Raw genomic sequence first — 13,761 nt, 5'->3', positions numbered from 1 at the left:
TTCTAATCGCATAAATCATTACTTTTATACGAAAAAAGCTGCCGAAATCGACAGCTTCCCCTTAAGAAATTGTTAATAATTCTTTTTCAATTAATGCATCAATTGCAGAACAAATCGCAATCTTCACATGTGAATAAGTTAACCCACCTTGGACGTAAGCAACATAAGGCGGACGAATTGGACCATCAGCAGACAATTCAATACTTGCACCTTGAATAAATGTTCCCGCAGCCATAATTACATCATCTTCATAGCCTGGCATATAGTTTGCATACGGAGTAAAATGCGAATTAATTGGAGATGCATATTGAATCGCTTGGCAGAAGGCAATCATACGGTCTTTATCGTCAAATTGAACAGATTGAATTAAGTCTGTTCTTGGTGCATTCCACGCTGGTGACGTGTTCATTCCTAACTTTTCTAAAAACGCAGCTGTAAAAATTGCACCTTTCAGCGCTTGTCCTGCAACATGTGGCGCTAAGAAGAACCCTTGATACATTTCTTGCAGACTGTATAAAGACGCTCCAGCTTCCGCGCCAATTCCCGGAGATGTTAAACGATATGCACACGCTTCAACATACTGTTCTTTCCCGACAATATAACCACCAGTTTTAACAATTCCGCCGCCCGGGTTTTTAATAAGCGAACCCGCCATTAAATCTGCACCAACATGACATGGCTCTTGCTCTTCAATAAACTCGCCATAACAGTTATCTACAAACACAACAACATCAGGTTTAATTTCTTTAACAAACGCGATCATCTCTTTAATTTGAGAAATAGTAAACGATGGACGAGTAGCATAACCTTTCGAGCGCTGAATACCGATCATTTTCGTATTATTATGAATCGCTGCTGCAACAGCCTCAAAATCAACAAGCCCAGCTTCAGTTAGCGGAACTGCATTGTAACCGATATTATATTCTTTAAATGAACCTACACCTTTCCCACGCACACCAACAATTTCCTCTAACGTATCATACGGTTTCCCAGTGATATACAATAACTCATCTCCCGGGCGTAAAATACCAAATAACGCTGTAGAGATAGCGTGAGTACCTGAAATAATTTGCGGACGAACAAGTCCAGCTTCCGCCCCAAATACATCAGCATACACTTTTTCTAACGTATCACGGCCAATATCATCATAACCATAACCTGTTGTCGGGATAAAATGCGAGTCACTAATTTTATGTTTACGAAAACTTTCTAATACACGAAACTGATTGCTTTCAATTACTTCATCCGCACGTTTATGTACTTCTGTAATCTGACTCTCTACTTCTTTTACGATTGGAGCAATTTTTTCTCCATTTTTCAAACGATCAAACATTTTTATTTTCTCCTTCTTCCACTAAAAATCTCTTTAATTGCACATTAAGCGACGAATGAGTAAAAATATACCCTGCACAATCATATACAAATTTATCTTCTAGAAACTCCATCTTTGCTAATAGAGTTTCCGTCTTTAAAAGCGTTAACAACTTACCTTCACTCGGAGGGATTTCCACTCGATAACGATCCATTTCTTTCTTCATCTTCGTTTCTATCGCTTCTTTTATACGCAATAAATCACTTTTTTCAAAAGCACTAGTCATTAAGAAATCACTTTTCGGAAACGGAATAAAGTTTTGATGTAATTCATCTTTTTTATTATATAACGTAATAACAGGAATATGGTTAATTTCAAGTTCTGATAATAATCTTTTTACTGTTTTTTCATGCCCTATGTAGTTAGGATCCGCGGAATCAACTACATGTAAAATGACATCTGCTTCCCCCGCTTCTTCCAGTGTTGAACGAAAAGCAGCGATTAATGAAGTAGGTAAATCTTGTATAAAACCAACAGTATCAGTTAGTAATACTGTATAACCAGAAGGTAACGGCATCTTCCTTGTCGTTGGGTCTAATGTTGCAAACAGAAGGTTTTCTTCAAACGTATCAGCTTCCGTTAATCTATTAAACAGTGTCGATTTCCCTGCATTTGTATACCCTATTAATGACACTTGAAATACTTTATTATCTTTTCTTCTCTCACGATATCTTTTTCGATGTTCCACAACAACTGCAAGTTGTTTCTTTATTTCATCAATACGCGATCGAATATGACGACGATCCGTCTCTAATTTCGTCTCACCCGGTCCTCTTGTTCCAATACCACCACCAAGACGCGATAAGGACAATCCTTGCCCCATAAGACGCGGCATTGTATATTGCAACTGAGCTAATTCTACTTGAAGCTTACCTTCCCTCGACTTCGCACGTTGCGCAAAAATATCCAGTATTAGTTGCGTTCGATCAATTACTCTCGCATCTAATACTGAGGATAAATTCCGAATTTGACTCGGCGTTAATTCATTATTAAATACAATAACATCCGGCTCTAACTCTTCAGTTAACATTGTAAGCTCTTCTAATTTCCCTTTACCTATGTAAGTTGCCGGATGAAACTTTGGTCGTTTTTGCGTTGTTGACACTAACAATTCTGCTCGTGCAGTCTTCGCTAGTGATGCAAGCTCTTTCATGGAATGCATAAATTTTTCATCATCATCTTGTGGCAATTGACAGCCTACTAATATGACTTTTTCTTTTTCTTCCATCAAATATGTTCACTCATCCTTTTCGAAATTTAAACCTTCTAATATAATAGCAGAGGAAGCACATTTCATCTAGTTAGCGGGGGAGAAAATTCATGGCATGGGAGATTTTTAGCATCATAGGCACAATCGCTTTCGCACTAAGCGGAGCCATTGTTGCAATGGAAGAGGATTATGATATTTTCGGGGTGTATATTTTAGGAATGGCAACCGCATTGGGGGGAGGTGCCCTTCGTAATTTATTAATCGGTTATCCGATTGTCGCGTTTTGGCAACAAGACATGTTATTCCAAATCGCACTTTTATCAATGACTATTATTTTTCTTTTTCCAAATAAGTTAATTAGACATTGGAAAAAGTGGGAAAATATCACTGACGCTATCGGCTTATCGGCATTTGCTGTACAAGGAGCATTATATGCCCAAAAATTAAATTTACCAATTAGCGCCACAATTGTAGCAGCTGTTTTAACTGGTATCGGCGGCGGTATCATTCGCGATCTTTTAGCCCGCAGAAAACCTCTCGTTCTTCGAGCTGAAGTATATGCCTTTTGGACAATTTTAGCAGGTTTCTTAATTGGAGCTCAAATTATTGTTAGCGATTGGGCTCTTTACATTCTATTCATTTTAATTGTTTGCTTCCGCATGGTTTCTATTCATTACAAATGGCATTTACCGCACAGACGTATCGAAACGAAAGAACGTTCAATGCATAAATAGCAATCTAACCTCTTTACATATCGTAAAGAGGTTTTTCTTTTCTAACGATTTTTTCTTTATATAATGTTTATACTAATTTTTAAAGTGAGGTGAATACAAATGACAAACCACGTTAATAAAGGAGCTCAAAAAAGCTCAGTAAATCAATTTGGACACGATCCTAATTCAGCACACGAAAAGAGCGCTAAAATGGAACACTTCCATAAAACACACCAAGAAAAAGCAAAAAAAGAGTAAACGAACTTATACACAAAAATTGACGCACAGTTTATGTACTGTGCGTCTCCTCTTCGAGCATCAAATCCATACTCGATATTCCAATTAAATCATTTTTATCATACGCATCTTCTTGCAACAACCGCATCGCCTGTGTACGAATTGATTTTTCAACAATATTCCGTACATATCGCCCATTACTAAACGATGTAATTTGCGACGAATACTTCACCGCATGTAAATGATCCCTAAATTTCCATTCAGCTTCTTTTGATAACTGATATTCACGATCTTCATACATTCTCTTCCCAATTTCCAATAGCTGATTTACCGAGTAATCCGCAAACTCAATAATAAATGGAAAACGAGATTGAAGCCCTGGATTTAATGAAAGAAAGTGATTCATCTCTCTTGAATATCCAGCTAAAATCAATACAAAACCATGTTGTTTATCTTCCATATGTTTTACAAGCGTATCAATTGCTTCTTTTCCAAAGTCCTTCTCTCCTCCTCGAGCTAAAGAATACGCCTCATCAATAAACAAAATACCTCCCATTGCTTTTTTTATTAAATCTCTTGTTTTTTGGGCTGTATGGCCGATGTACTCTCCTACAAGATCAGCACGTTCAGCTTCAACCAAGTGGCCTTTCGATAGAATATTCATCTCAAACAGCAATTTTCCTATCATTCTAGCAACAGTTGTCTTCCCTGTACCTGGATTCCCTTTAAACAGCATATGAAGTACTTGCTTCTCTGACTTCAATCCCTTTTCTTGTCTTTTTTTATTCACATAAATCCAAGCATATATTTCTTTTATTATCTTTTTTATATCCTCCATCCCAACAAGCTTCCCCATCTCTTCTTCAATTCTCTGCAGCATTTCATGTTTAATTGCAGTTTCATTTGAAATTACCGTTTTATTTTCTGCGGCTGGCAAAGAAATTTTCTTTCGATGGTTTAACACAATATTAATTTGATTGTTGTTTTTCTTTCGCATCGATTGTTCCATACAATCACCTCATTTTATCCACTCACCAAATATTATTATTCCTGTCCCCCTTGTAAATGCCTATTTTCAGAAAAGCTTGCTATAATATAAGAAATAATTAAGGTGGTGGGACTATGGAGACAACGGAATTCCATGATACAATACAAGCCTTTTCTATTTTTTTATTGAATAAAGGCCGAAAACCCTCAACTATTAAACGTTATGTTTATGACATTGAAGACTTCGGACATTGGTTAGAAAAAAACAAAAAGCTCCCTTCCAGTAATATATGGGCTACACTTTGTACAAAAGACTACGAAGATTACTTTTCCGATTTAAAAACGAATCGACATTACTCAGAAAAAACGATGCATCGTGTATTTATTGTACTAAATAGAATGCATCATTTTCTAAACATTCCTAATCCATTGAAGAATATGGAAATATCTATTCAACCAGACCGTACACTTCGTAACGAAGATTTCATTTCACCTGATGAAGAAAAAAGGTTAAAGTATATAGTCACTTCATTAGAAGGACTTTCAGAAAAACAACTTCCTGTGCGCCCCTTATTAATGGATCGCAATATTGCTATTTTAAATCTATTGATTGACTACGGTTTATCCTTACAGGAACTTACAGCATTAACAATGCATCACGTTCACTTTGAAACTAATACATTATCAATCCCAGCAACCGCAGGTGTAGAAAGAACAATTACATTAGCAAAAGAAGACAAAAAACAACTATATAATTATTACAAAAGCATCCCAGAACCAGTTCGTCCTAAATACCATAGTGATGATCCATTATTTGTCGCATTCGATTTTAACCGTGGAACATACAGGTGGGTATATGAAAATGATGCACCAAAGGCATTAACGGAAATTGCTATACAAAAAATGATTCGCCTCGAAGTGGCTAGAGCCAATTTACGTAAAGGAATTTCAGGACAACATTTTCGTAACACCTATATTTTAAACTTAATAAAAAAAGAAACTCCTGAATCAGAAATTATAAAACTCGCTGGATTCAAATCAAAAATTTCCTTAAAGCGATATTATCAATACGCAGAAAATAGAAAAAACGCCTTATTGTAAGGCGTTTTTTCTATTTTTTCTTTAAACAAACGATTTTACTATGACCATTTAACTAATTTCTGCATCTACTATGATGAGTTTCGTTCACATTTTCGTGAGAAAGGAGAGATTTAATGTCTCGTTATAACGACAATCAAAACAAATTCTCCAAACCATGCTTTCCAAGTAGCGCCGGACGAATCCCGAATACTCCATCAATCCCAATTACTAAAGCTCAACTTAGAACATTTCGTGCGATTATTATTGATTTAACAAAAATAATCCCAAAACTTTTCGCAAATCCATCTCCCCAAAATATTGAAGACCTAATCGATACATTGAACCTACTGAGTAAATTTATTTGTTCACTAGACGCTACTTCCTCCCTGAAAGCACAAGGGTTAGCTATTATTAAAAACTTAATAACTATATTAAGAAATCCAACCTTTGTAGCAAGCGCTGTATTTATTGAGCTTCAAAATCTCATTAACTATTTACTATACATTACAAAATTATTCCGAATTGACCCTTGCACACTTCAAGAGCTCCTTAAATTAATAGCAGCATTACAAACTGCTCTAGTTAATTCTGCTTCGTTCATTCAAGGACCTACCGGACCTACTGGACCAGCAGGCGCTACTGGTGCCACTGGGCCTCGAGGTAACACGGGCGCTACCGGCGCTACTGGGCCTCGAGGTAACACGGGCGCTACCGGCGCTACTGGGCCTCGAGGTAACACGGGCGCTACCGGCGCTACTGGGCCTCGAGGTAACACGGGCGCTACCGGCGCTACTGGGCCTCGAGGTAACACGGGCGCTACTGGCGCTACCGGTGCCACTGGACCTCGAGGTAACACGGGCGCTACTGGCGCTACTGGACCTCAAGGTAACACGGGCGCTACTGGTGCCACTGGACCTCAAGGTAACACGGGCGCTACTGGCGCTACCGGTGCCACTGGGCCTCGAGGTAACACGGGCGCCACTGGTGCCACTGGACCTCAAGGTAACACGGGCGCTACTGGTGCTACTGGACCTCAAGGTGCTCAAGGTAACACGGGTGCTACTGGCGCTACTGGTGCCACTGGACCTCAAGGTGTTCAAGGTAACACAGGCGCTACCGGGCCTCAAGGCATTCAAGGACCAACGGGTGCTACCGGCGCTACTGGCATAGGAGTTACTGGACCTACTGGACCTTCTGGTGGACCTACCGGACCTACTGGGCCTACTGGACCTAGCTTCCCTATAGCAACAATTGTTGTAACAAACAATATTCAGCAAACAGTACTGCAATTTAATAATTTTATTTTTAGTACTGCAATTAACGTAAACAATATTATCTTCAACGGCACAGATACAGTTACTGTTATTAACGGTGGTATTTATGTAATTAGCGTATCCATTTCTACAACTGCGCCAGGATGCGCTCCACTCGGAGTAGGAATTTCAATTAATGGAGCAGTCGCAACTGATAATTTCTCTTCAAATTTAATAGGCGACTCACTTTCATTTACTACAATAGAAACATTAGCAGCTGGTGCAAGAATCTCTGTCCAATCTACACTTAATGAGATTACGATCCCTGCAACAGGAAATACTAACATCCGCCTTACTGTATTTAGAATCGCTTAAATTTCACTATATATTGTTTATGACAAATAAAAAAAGAGCGAGGAAACTCGCTCTTTTTTGTTATGTACAATAATTCATTACTATTCTAATTCAATTGAAACATTTTTTTGTGGTACAAATGTAGAAATTGCATGTTTATAAATAAGCTGTTGCTTACCTTCTGTTTCCAGCAGGACTGTAAAATTATCAAATCCTTTAATTAGTCCACGAAGCTGGAAACCATTTAATAAGTACAGCGTAACAAACGTATTTTCTTTACGGAGTTGATTTAAAAACTGATCTTGAATATTGATTGATTGCTTCATGTCGAATCCTCCTCTTTTTCTCTACTTACTATTATTCGACTTTACTTGTAACTTTCCTTCTATGTATCGTAAAATTTCTGACGTTTTTTCACCGTTTGTAACATCAAACCACGTGACATCCATTTTATTACGGAACCACGTTAATTGACGCTTTGCATAACGACGCGAATTCGTCTTTAATTGTGATACCGCATCTTCTAAAGAAACTCGATTCTCAAAATAATCATAGATTTCTTTATATCCAATCGCTTGAATAGATTGACAATCTCGTATCCCTCTATTATACAGCCCTTCTACTTCCTCTAATAGGCCTTGTTCCATCATCAAATCCACTCGTAAGTTAATGCGATCGTATAGCATTTCTCGATCCATTGTCAAGCCAATTAATGAAACATCATAGAGTAACTCTTTTTCTTGTTTCTCAATTTGTTCACTCATTTTTTCACCCGACGTGTGGAAAATTTCTAACGCCCGAATGACACGTCGTACATTATTTGCGTGAATACGCTCCGCACTTTCTGGATCTACTTCTTGCAATTTTTTATGTACATATTCCACACCGCGTTCTAAAGCTAACTTTTCCATTTGCTCTCGGTATATCACATCACCAGCATCATCTGTAAACTGATAATCGAATAAAACAGATTGTATATAAAGACCGGTCCCACCAACTATAATTGGTAATTTACCACGTTCTGTAATTTCTCGAATATGCTTGCGAACACGTTCTTGAAATTCCGCGACAGAAAATGAATCTTCCGGATTTTTTATATCGATCATATAATGTGGAATTCCGTCCATCTCTGCTTTTGTTACCTTTGCAGTTCCAATATCCATCGTTCGATAGATCTGCATGGAATCACCACTAATAATTTCACCGTTCAACGCTTTGGCAAGATCGATACTTAACTTCGTCTTTCCAACAGCAGTTGGTCCAATGATGACAGCAACTTTTTCACGTTGCACTTCTCCCATATTATTCAACTCTCTTTATGTAATATACTCCATCTATTGATTATACCCAATCTTACCAATTTTAACGGCATGATTGCAAGTTCTTTCATTTCGGTACATGAAATTACACAGAAAAAAGAACATAGTTTGTCCAATTCTGCATATACATGATAAAAATAGTTTCGAGAGGATGAGTTAACTATGAAACAATCCACCATCAATTTTTCATCTTTGACAAAAGACCTCATTTTAGCTACTTCTATAAAAGAACAAAATTGTTCACAAGAGGAATTATACTTCGCCCTAAATTGTTTACTACGGGCTTTTCATTCTACCCTCCATGAAACAACATTACATCCAGAAAATAAAAATACAGAATATATACAAACGCAATTTTGCAGTGCATATAAAATTATTACAGGTAAAACTATTTATCCATTTCAATAATCCATAAAAAGCGGCTGCTTACATAATTTCAAGCAACCGCTTTTTATATTAATATCGATAACCTATTGTATAACTTTCACTTTTACAGATTTACGCCCCCAGCTATTAGCACTACCATCTGAACCGACTAATACATCAATACGATTTCCTTTAATCGCACCACCAGTGTCTCCAGCAATCGCTTCTCCATATCCTTCTACCCATACTTTTGATCCAAGCGGAATTACTTTCGGATCAACAGCAATTACTTTCATATTTGGATTTGCTGTTAAATCATGCCCCATTGCAGTTAATACACGACCACCATACGAACCATTCTCACTCGGATCTGCTGTATATGCCGTCGCTTCTACTGTAATTTCACGACCACCAGTAGGCGCACTTGTTTCAGTAGATTTTGCAACTGGTTTTGCAGCCGGTTTTTCTTTTACCACAGGTTTACTTGATTCTACATTCTTAATAGAATCGTTACTCTTAACAGACTCTTTATTCTTAACTACTGTATTATTTTTAACCGGCGTATTTGTTCTAGCTGGCGCTTCTTCTTGAGCTACAACCTCTTTCTTTTCGATTACAGGTGCTGTTCCTGTTAAAAATGGCACGTGAACATATCCAACTTTTCCATTGTAGTCGAATTGTAACCATTCATTTTGAACTTGATTCGTCGTTTCAATCACATCATTTTTATTAAGTTTACCTAAAATTTCAGAATCAGTATTCGCTCCAGCACGAACATTTAATACGCCCGCCGTTACATAATATGTGCTCTTTGTAAAATCGGCACTTACAAACGCTTCCTTACCGTTCAACTTAATTTTTGTCCATCCATTTTCTGTATTTATAACATCTAGTGTATTCCCACTTAACACTTTACCTACAAGCTTTGACTCTACATTTGGGTTTTCTCTAACATTTAATACGTCTGTTGTTACAATTGTTTCCGCTTTAGCAGAACCCGCAAAAATCCCAAGACCAAAAACTGCTGCTGTTGCTATACCTAATAATTTTTTCATGAATAGCCTCCATTTGCTTTGTTTTCGTATTTTCATTATAGCAACAGATTTTTAGAATTTTTAGAAATCACACAATTACAAAGCATTCGTAATATACGATTAACGAGTTGTAACATAAATTTCCATATTAATAAAATGTATTTCTCATACAATCTCCAGTGGTTTTCATATATTTTTCATATACGAGCACAAGAACTTTTTTCCAGAAAAAATTACAGTGTTACTTTTTTGTTACAAAAAATTCACAATTCGTTACATCTTTTACCAAAAAACATCAATATTTAATTGTTAACCTATTTTTTTGTAATAAAAAGAGAGCAGCTACTAAAAGCTGCTCTCTTTTTCAGAGTGTTGGGAAACCCTTTAGGGGTTCCCAACACTCTGTAATCATTTTGATTTTAGCGAATAAAAACAACATAAAATAATAGAGTTTCAAAAAAATAGCCCTCCACCAGACCTTTTTTGGTCAGATGGAGGGCTATTTTTTTCATGTTTTGACAAGCTGCGGTGAGATAAGCCTGCATTTGGACAGACTTCAGCCCTCGAAATCGAGCATATCGATAGCCATGTAGTTCTTTGGCGTCTGCAAAGCTTCGCTCTATAGTTGAACAGCGTACTTTGTACAACTTTTTCCCTGTAACTGTTAGTTTGTTTTTTCTAGCGATATCCTTATATTTCTCCCATATATGATGAGTGATAACTTTTTGTTTTTGTTTCTTTGAAAAACATACCTCACGTAGCGGACAAACAGCGCAGTCTTCTGGCTTCGATTTATATTGACGATATCCTTCACGATCCGTTGTCGCATACTCTAAAATACACCCCATCGGACAAGCGAATGCATTCATTTCTTCTACATATTTAAATTGGCTTTTTGGTACTTCTTTATTTCTTTTTCCAAATCGGCGATACCCCATCACCATAAATATATTTCTCTCCGATAATTTCTTACAGATATAGCTCGTAAAATAGCCTGCATCAAGAGCTACAGCTTCTACTTTGAACCCGAATTTATCAATTTGAGCTTGGAGGCGTGCTAAATATGGCTCGGAATCTGCCATATTTCCAGCCGTTACATAGGTATCTGTAATAATATTGTACTTCGCATCAGTCGTACGATGGTCTAAGAAATGAAAACCGTTCGGTTTTCCATCTCTCATTAAAAATCCACTATCTGGATCCGTTGTACTTATACGAGTTTTTTTGGTAGGGGTATCACTTTCCTCTCTAGGTTTTAATTCTTTTTTCCATGTACCTTACGATCTTCGATTACCGCAGCTTCTAGCTCATCTATATAAAACTTTGCTTTTTCTTTTTTATATTTATGTACAAATTTATTTTTATTGGCATTGGCCTTAATGTGCGTAGAATCTGTCATTAGCGCACGTCCTCCCACCATCCGGTGCTCTGTCGCTTGCCTCACGATCTCATCAAAAATTTCTTCGAAAATATTTGTATGAATAAAGCGGGTACGGCGATTCCAACTGATTGTAGAATGATCTGGAATAGTATCTGATAGAGAAAATCCTAAAAACCAACGGTAGGCGATATTCGTTTTAATCTCTTTTTCCAATTGACGCTCCGAACGAATACCGTAAAAATATCCAATAAACATCATTTTAAATAAAACGATAGGATGGATTGACGGACGTCCATTGTTTTCACAGTAATAAGGGCGTAATTTCTCTTCAATAAAATCAAAACTAATTGTCGCTTCAATCGCACGAAGGAAATGATCTTGTGGAACCAACTCTTCTACAGAAACAGATACACGTTCATCACGATGATTTTTTAAAGCACCCATCATAAAAACTCTCTCCTTTTCCTCTTTTTTATCAGTGTTGACACATAAAAAGAGGTTCAGACACAAAAACAGGCTGTGGAGAAGACTTTCTCCACAGCCTGAAAAAGAGAGCAGCTACTAAAAGCTGCTCTCTTTTTATTTGTTATTGAACTTTCTTTTTCCAAACACCTAGCATAATGGCCGAGACAATCGTTCCAATTAATATAGAGAAAATATATAGTAACGGTTTATTTACTAACGCTATTACAAATAATCCACCATGCGGTGCTGGTAATGTAATTTGGAATAACATAGATAACGCACCTGCAATACTTGAACCAACAACACAACTTACGATTACTCGAACCGGATCTGCAGCTGCAAACGGAATCGCACCTTCTGTAATGAACGATGCTCCCATAATATAATTTGTTAAACCAGATTTACGTTCCGCTTCTGTAAACTTTGATTTAAAGAATGTAGTTGCAAATGCAATCGCAAGTGGCGGTACCATACCACCAGCCATAACTGCTGAGTGCACTCCAAAATTCTGTGCTTCTATTGCAGCAATACCAAACGTAAACGCCGCTTTATTAATTGGACCACCCATATCAATTGCCATCATACCACCTAAAATAAGACCTAGTAATATAGCATTCGTACCGTTTAAACCATTTAACCACCCTGTCAACATTTCATTTAATGCTACTACAGGCGGAATCACTGCTTTTTGCATTACAACTCCTGTAATCAATAATCCAAAGACTGGATATAACAAAACAGGTTTAATTCCTTCTAATTGTACTGGTAGTCCTGAAAATAATCTTTTCAACCCTAAAACAACATATCCAGCTAAGAAACCAGCAATTAATCCACCTAAAAAGCCAGCATTCGCATTCGCCGCTAAAAATCCACCTACAACACCAGGCATAAAACCAGGACGATCAGCAATAGAACTTGCAATAAATCCAGCTAAAATTGGTACAAGGAATAAAAACGCACCTGTTTTTCCTCCACCAATTGACATGAACAATTCAGCTAAAGGACCTTCCGCCTTTATACCACCAAACGAAAACGCTAGCGCTATTAAAATCCCGCCGCCAACAACGAACGGAAGCATATTACTTACGCCATTCATTAAATGCTTATAAATTCCTAATCCTTTTTCTTTTTCCGTACTTTCTGCCTTTCCATCTTCTTTTACACCTTTAAAGATTGGTGCATCTTGCTTTACAGCTCGATTAAGAAGTGTTTCCGTTTTTCTAATCCCATCAGCGACTGGTACTTGAATGACATGTTTACCAGCAAAACGATTCATTTCTACTTGTTTATCCGCCGCAACAATAATAGCTGTTGCTCGTTCAATGTCTTCTTTTGTTAAACCGTTTTTTATACCTGTTGATCCGTTCGTTTCAACTTTAATTGCGATTCCTAGCTCTGCTGCTTTTGCTTTCAAGCTATCTGCGGCCATATACGTGTGAGCGATTCCAGTTGGGCAAGCCGTAACTGCCAATACGTACGGTTCATTTCCTTCTGGTTTGGCGACTTCAATCTCTTCTTCTTTTTCATTCTCTTTTTCATCAAATAGTTGAAGAAGCTCACTTTCATCCTTTGCTTCTAATAGTTGCTTGCGAAACCCTTCATCCATTAATAATGTCGATAAACGAGACAACGTTTCTAAATGAGTATTATTCGCTCCTTCACTTGCAGCAATCATAAAGAATAAGTGTGCTGGCTGTCCGTCAAGCGACTCATAATTGATACCGCTTACACTTCTACCAAAACAAATCGATGGTTGTTTAACAGCCTTTGTCTTCGCATGAGGTATTGCAATACCTTCCCCTATTCCAGTCGTACTTTGGGACTCCCGCTTTAAAATAGCTTCTTTAAATTCCATTTTACTATTTAAACGATTTGCCCCATTTAATTTCTCAACTAATTCATCTATGACAGCTTCTTTATTTGAAGCTGTCAAATCCATAATGACTGTATCTCTTTTTAATAGTTCTGTAATTTTCATATGTTGCTTCCC

The 13,761-nt window shown here is 37.4% G+C and carries 13 protein-coding genes; 5 read left to right on the top strand and 8 right to left on the bottom strand.

All coding sequences use genetic code 11. The features are described from left to right. Positions 1 to 61: 61 nt before the first annotated feature. Both QCI79_RS22275 and hflX read right to left on the bottom strand, forming a co-directional pair. Positions 62 to 1,333, bottom strand: a complete 1,272-nt coding sequence (locus QCI79_RS22275) for a methionine gamma-lyase family protein (protein WP_000460289.1) — start codon at positions 1,331 to 1,333, stop codon at positions 62 to 64. Then, positions 1,326 to 2,600 (bottom strand): GTPase HflX, encoded by a 1,275-nt coding sequence (hflX, locus tag QCI79_RS22270; RefSeq protein ID WP_000391397.1) that lies wholly within the window; start codon positions 2,598 to 2,600, stop codon positions 1,326 to 1,328. The genes QCI79_RS22275 and hflX overlap by 8 nt, the downstream gene beginning before the upstream one ends. 92 nt (positions 2,601 to 2,692) lie before the next feature. On the opposite strand from hflX, the gene QCI79_RS22265 reads away from it, so the two are divergent. Together QCI79_RS22265 and QCI79_RS22260 are read left to right on the top strand one after the other, a co-directional pair. Beyond that, complete coding sequence (locus QCI79_RS22265; protein WP_021728493.1) at positions 2,693 to 3,316, top strand: trimeric intracellular cation channel family protein; 624 nt, start codon at positions 2,693 to 2,695, stop codon at positions 3,314 to 3,316. A 99-nt stretch (positions 3,317 to 3,415) separates the two neighbouring features. Then, positions 3,416 to 3,553 carry a hypothetical protein gene (locus tag QCI79_RS22260; RefSeq protein ID WP_000181501.1) on the top strand — a complete coding sequence of 46 codons (138 nt, stop codon included), beginning with the start codon at positions 3,416 to 3,418 and terminating at the stop codon, positions 3,551 to 3,553. A 31-nt stretch (positions 3,554 to 3,584) separates the two neighbouring features. Here QCI79_RS22260 and spoVK read toward each other — a convergent pair whose 3' ends face one another. Continuing rightward, positions 3,585 to 4,541 carry a stage V sporulation protein K gene (spoVK, locus tag QCI79_RS22255; protein WP_000438175.1) on the bottom strand — a complete coding sequence of 319 codons (957 nt, stop codon included), beginning with the start codon at positions 4,539 to 4,541 and terminating at the stop codon, positions 3,585 to 3,587. Between the two features lie 113 nt (positions 4,542 to 4,654). On the opposite strand from spoVK, the gene QCI79_RS22250 reads away from it, so the two are divergent. Further along, positions 4,655 to 5,620, top strand: coding sequence for a tyrosine-type recombinase/integrase (locus tag QCI79_RS22250; RefSeq protein WP_000450319.1), 966 nt, complete (start codon positions 4,655 to 4,657; stop codon positions 5,618 to 5,620). 113 nt (positions 5,621 to 5,733) lie between these two features. Further along, entirely contained in the window at positions 5,734 to 7,227 is a 1,494-nt protein-coding gene (locus QCI79_RS22245; protein WP_088011004.1) for a Gly-Xaa-Xaa repeat protein, read from the top strand. An 80-nt stretch (positions 7,228 to 7,307) separates the two neighbouring features. Here the strand turns inward: QCI79_RS22245 and hfq are convergent, their stop codons facing one another. Beyond that, positions 7,308 to 7,532, bottom strand: a complete 225-nt coding sequence (gene hfq, locus QCI79_RS22240; RefSeq protein ID WP_000813896.1) for an RNA chaperone Hfq — start codon at positions 7,530 to 7,532, stop codon at positions 7,308 to 7,310. Positions 7,533 to 7,553: 21 nt separating this feature from the next. Beyond that, positions 7,554 to 8,507, bottom strand: a complete 954-nt coding sequence (gene miaA / locus QCI79_RS22235; protein ID WP_000504928.1) for a tRNA (adenosine(37)-N6)-dimethylallyltransferase MiaA — start codon at positions 8,505 to 8,507, stop codon at positions 7,554 to 7,556. Between the two features lie 180 nt (positions 8,508 to 8,687). Between miaA and QCI79_RS22230 the strand changes: the two genes are divergently transcribed. After that, a complete protein-coding gene (locus tag QCI79_RS22230) occupies positions 8,688 to 8,933 on the top strand; it encodes a hypothetical protein (RefSeq protein ID WP_000814426.1) in 246 nt (81 codons plus the stop codon). Between the two features lie 62 nt (positions 8,934 to 8,995). Here QCI79_RS22230 and entD read toward each other — a convergent pair whose 3' ends face one another. The 3 genes from entD to QCI79_RS22215 all read right to left on the bottom strand — a co-directional run bounded on the left by entD (position 8,996) and on the right by QCI79_RS22215 (position 13,749). Then, positions 8,996 to 9,946, bottom strand: a complete 951-nt coding sequence (entD, locus tag QCI79_RS22225; protein ID WP_000734613.1) for a cell wall-binding protein EntD — start codon at positions 9,944 to 9,946, stop codon at positions 8,996 to 8,998. A gap of 398 nt (positions 9,947 to 10,344) precedes the next feature. Continuing rightward, positions 10,345 to 11,753, bottom strand: a protein-coding gene (locus tag QCI79_RS22220; protein ID WP_097914644.1) for an IS1182 family transposase whose coding sequence is annotated in 2 segments (ribosomal slippage) — positions 10,345 to 11,192 and positions 11,192 to 11,753 — 1,410 coding nt in all. Because the reading frame shifts where the segments join, the coding sequence is not laid out codon by codon here. Positions 11,754 to 11,892: 139 nt separating this feature from the next. Then, the gene (locus QCI79_RS22215) at positions 11,893 to 13,749 is read right to left on the bottom strand and encodes a PTS fructose transporter subunit IIABC (protein WP_000704595.1); all 1,857 of its coding nucleotides are present in this window, start codon (positions 13,747 to 13,749) and stop codon (positions 11,893 to 11,895) included. Positions 13,750 to 13,761 lie beyond the last annotated feature (12 nt).

Source organism: Bacillus cereus group sp. MG1 (genome assembly GCF_040460035.1).
GTDB classification, from domain to species: domain Bacteria; phylum Bacillota; class Bacilli; order Bacillales; family Bacillaceae_G; genus Bacillus_A; species Bacillus_A cereus.
Note: the sequence above shows the minus strand (reverse complement) of the source record. Positions and strands in the feature narration are given on the sequence as shown.

Excerpts from the sequence above, each read along its gene's own strand:
- hflX (WP_000391397.1), bottom strand. The coding sequence starts at position 2,600 with ATGGAAGAAAAAGAAAAAGTCATATTAGTAGGCTGTCAATTGCCACAA.
- miaA (WP_000504928.1), bottom strand. The coding sequence starts at position 8,507 with ATGGGAGAAGTGCAACGTGAAAAAGTTGCTGTCATCATTGGACCAACT.
- QCI79_RS22250 (WP_000450319.1), top strand. The coding sequence starts at position 4,655 with ATGGAGACAACGGAATTCCATGATACAATACAAGCCTTTTCTATTTTT.
- entD (WP_000734613.1), bottom strand. The coding sequence starts at position 9,946 with ATGAAAAAATTATTAGGTATAGCAACAGCAGCAGTTTTTGGTCTTGGG.
- QCI79_RS22265 (WP_021728493.1), top strand. The coding sequence starts at position 2,693 with ATGGCATGGGAGATTTTTAGCATCATAGGCACAATCGCTTTCGCACTA.
- QCI79_RS22245 (WP_088011004.1), top strand. The coding sequence starts at position 5,734 with ATGTCTCGTTATAACGACAATCAAAACAAATTCTCCAAACCATGCTTT.
- QCI79_RS22215 (WP_000704595.1), bottom strand. The coding sequence starts at position 13,749 with ATGAAAATTACAGAACTATTAAAAAGAGATACAGTCATTATGGATTTG.
- QCI79_RS22260 (WP_000181501.1), top strand. The coding sequence starts at position 3,416 with ATGACAAACCACGTTAATAAAGGAGCTCAAAAAAGCTCAGTAAATCAA.
- spoVK (WP_000438175.1), bottom strand. The coding sequence starts at position 4,541 with ATGGAACAATCGATGCGAAAGAAAAACAACAATCAAATTAATATTGTG.
- QCI79_RS22230 (WP_000814426.1), top strand. The coding sequence starts at position 8,688 with ATGAAACAATCCACCATCAATTTTTCATCTTTGACAAAAGACCTCATT.
- hfq (WP_000813896.1), bottom strand. The coding sequence starts at position 7,532 with ATGAAGCAATCAATCAATATTCAAGATCAGTTTTTAAATCAACTCCGT.
- QCI79_RS22275 (WP_000460289.1), bottom strand. The coding sequence starts at position 1,333 with ATGTTTGATCGTTTGAAAAATGGAGAAAAAATTGCTCCAATCGTAAAA.